Below are 2,828 nucleotides of genomic sequence, written 5' to 3' on the forward strand. Positions count from 1 at the left end.
GAAAAGAGACATCACAAGAAAAGACAGAGGATGCGACACCCAGACGCATGCGGGAGGCCCGTAAAAAAGGGCAGGTCGCAAAGAGCAGGGACGTCAACACCATCGTCATTCTTATCGCCGCGTTCGGGATGCTGGTGGTCATGGCCGGCTACATGTCAGATTATTTTCAGTCCGCCATGAGGTACGCATTTCAATTTGCTTCTAAAGAGAATATAACCAACGAAGAGCTATTCTTAAGGGTGAAGGACGCCTTTCTTGTCTACGTCAAGATCGCCATACCGTTCGTGATATCGGTGATGGTCGTCGCCATAGCGGTAGGTTTTGCCCAGGTAGGTTCCATATTCTCAACCGACCCGCTCACCCCCAAAATGGACCGGCTCAACGTGATACAGAACGTGAAGAACCTGTTCAAGATGACAACGTTCGTTGAGCTTCTTAAGAACGTTGCGAAAGTTTCCCTTATATTCATCCTTGCCTACACCGTCCTTACGGACAACATGCGCGAGGTTGTGATGACCGTCAAGGGGACTATGATTCAGGATACAGCTGTGGCCGGACATCTTATCTCTTCGTTTCTTATCAAGGTCTTTATCTGTTTTGTGGTCATTGCCTTCGTAGACCTTGCCGTCCAGCGCTGGCAGTATAAAAAACAGATGCGCATGACCAAAGAAGAGGTGAAACGCGAATATAAAGAGGATGAGGGCGATCCGCTGATAAAGAGCATGAGAAAACATCTTTATCAGGATATGGTTATGGGGGATGTCAAACAGGCCGTTCGCTCTTCCGACGTTGTGGTGACCAACCCGACAGAACTTGCGGTTGCCGTAAAATATGACGATAAGACCATGTCCTCTCCGCAGATAATGGCAAAAGGGCAGAGGATATTTGCCGAACAGATAAGAGAATTCGCCCGTGATTCCAACGTTCCCGTTATGCAGAACGTCCCTTTGGCTTGGGCTCTCATTGAGCTAGATATCGGCGATGAGGTACCCGAAGAGCTTTTCCAGGCCATGGCAGAGGTGCTTATTGTAGTGTATAGAATGAAGGACGGTCAGACATAAAAGAGAGTGATCAGGTCATCGGTTATCAGTTGATGATTACCTATTTCTTAACGTCTCCAACCATCGGTACGAACTGGACCTCGGCTATGGGCCTTGAAACAAGCTTGGCGTTCGTCTTTGTTATTACAACAAGCGTTTGATTTGAATACGTGGCTCCAAGCGGCATGATTATCCTTCCGCCTTCTTTAAGCTGTTCAGCAAGTTTGGGAGGGACCTTTTCAGCGTTGCACGTAAGGATGATGGCATCGAACGGTCCGACTTCGGGCCAGCCGTAAAAACCGTCGCCGTCCTTTACATGAACGTTCGTATATCCAAGGCGTTTGAGCCTTGCATCGGCAGTTCGTGCAAGTTCGGGTTCTATTTCGATCGTGTAAACCTCGGGAACCAGCTCCGACCATACCGCCGCCGCGTAGCCGGTCCCTGTTCCTATTTCCAGGACCTTTTGTCCCGGTTTTGGCCTTGTGGCCTCTGTCATCAGAGCGACCATGTACGGCTGTGATATTGTCTGGATCTTTCCTATGGGTAGCGAAACGTTCTCGTATGATCTTTCGCGGTATTTATCAGGGATGAATTCGTGCCTTTGGACCTTGCTTATGGCAGATAGCACGCCTTCATTCTTTATTCCCTTGGCACGAAGTGATTTCACAAGCGCGGCACGTTCTTTGGTATATTTCGTCTCCTCCTTTTGGGGCGTTGGCGACGCAAAGGCTTGATTAATCCCTAAAAGTATGAGTATGAAGAATAAGCGTTTCATAAATTCGTGTCATCCTGAACCGCCTGCGAAGGATCCGGTTGAACAAATTGTATTCGCCGGATTCTTCTTCGGGCTACGCCTTCGAGCATGACACGCATAATACATTATGCATGTCATAATAGCAACCCATAATAAGCACAAGATAGGGGAGATAGGCGACGTGATCAAGGGCCCGCAAATCAATGTCAGCTCCCTTCTTGACCATGAAGTGAAGCTCCCTCCCGAGACGGGCACCACATTTGTTGGCAACGCCCGTATAAAGGCTCTGGCGGTCTACAACGCCCTGCGAGAAGTGCGGTCCGCAGAACGCAGTACGCCGTACGATACTTGGGTCCTTGCCGACGACTCTGGTCTTGCGGTCGATGTGTTGAACGGTCAACCCGGGGTTTATTCGTCGAGATATTCCGGCGAACCTGTCGATTATGACCGAAACAATAGAAAACTTTTGCAAGAACTTAAATGCGTTCCTTTTGAAAAAAGAACGGCCTGTTTTATCTGTTCGATGATACTTATAGATCCGGCAGGCAAAGAGTATGAGATAGAAGGGCGTGTGAACGGGTTCATTGTGGAAAAAGGGTCCGAAGGGACCGAAGGCTTCGGTTACGACCCCGTTTTTTATCTTTCTGAATATAAACGCACTATCGCCGAGATGCCGCTTTCGGAGAAGAACAAGATCAGTCATCGCGGCCTTGCGGCCAAAAAAGCGTTGGAGATTTTAGTTGAGTTTTTGGATAAGAGAAGGTAACAGTTCCGCCGCATATTCGGGGTGTAGCTCAGTCTGGCTAGAGCGCTTGGTTTGGGACCAAGAAGTCGTAGGTTCAAGTCCTATCACCCCGACCATGGAAAAGGGGACAGATTAGCAGGTGGCGGCGGTTCATAGATCTTGTGAGTGTTTCACGTCGCATTAAGCATCGTTTAACTATAGGGCACCTCTATAAACTACTCACTCTGTCATTGCGAGCCCCGAAGGGGCGCGGCAATCCCCCATAAACACTTGATTTATGGAGATTGCT

Annotated in this window: 3 protein-coding genes and 1 tRNA gene; 3 read left to right on the forward strand and 1 reads right to left on the reverse strand. The window is 48.9% G+C overall.

Annotated features, from left to right (window positions below; translation table 11 throughout):
• Nucleotides 1-1,061 (forward strand): hypothetical protein (locus tag COV46_02650; protein ID PIR17806.1); only part of this gene is annotated, 1,061 nt, incomplete at its 5' end.
• Nucleotides 1,062-1,101: 40 nt separating this feature from the next.
• Here COV46_02650 and COV46_02655 read toward each other — a convergent pair.
• On the reverse strand, nucleotides 1,102-1,815 hold the full coding sequence (locus COV46_02655) for a protein-L-isoaspartate O-methyltransferase (protein ID PIR17804.1): 714 nt from the start codon (nucleotides 1,813-1,815) through the stop codon (nucleotides 1,102-1,104).
• 106 nt (nucleotides 1,816-1,921) lie between these two features.
• On the opposite strand from COV46_02655, the gene rdgB reads away from it, so the two are divergent.
• Entirely contained in the window at nucleotides 1,922-2,560 is a 639-nt protein-coding gene (gene rdgB / locus COV46_02660; protein ID PIR17805.1) for a non-canonical purine NTP pyrophosphatase, RdgB/HAM1 family, read from the forward strand.
• Nucleotides 2,561-2,577: 17 nt separating this feature from the next.
• Nucleotides 2,578-2,655: transfer RNA gene (locus tag COV46_02665), tRNA-Pro, on the forward strand.
• Nucleotides 2,656-2,828 lie beyond the last annotated feature (173 nt).

This window comes from Deltaproteobacteria bacterium CG11_big_fil_rev_8_21_14_0_20_49_13, assembly GCA_002796305.1.
Classification (GTDB): Bacteria; UBA10199; UBA10199.

Coding starts and splice junctions, on each gene's coding strand:
- COV46_02655 (PIR17804.1), bottom strand. CDS start 1,815: ATGAAACGCTTATTCTTCATACTCATACTTTTAGGGATTAATCAAGCC.
- rdgB (PIR17805.1), top strand. CDS start 1,922: ATGCATGTCATAATAGCAACCCATAATAAGCACAAGATAGGGGAGATA.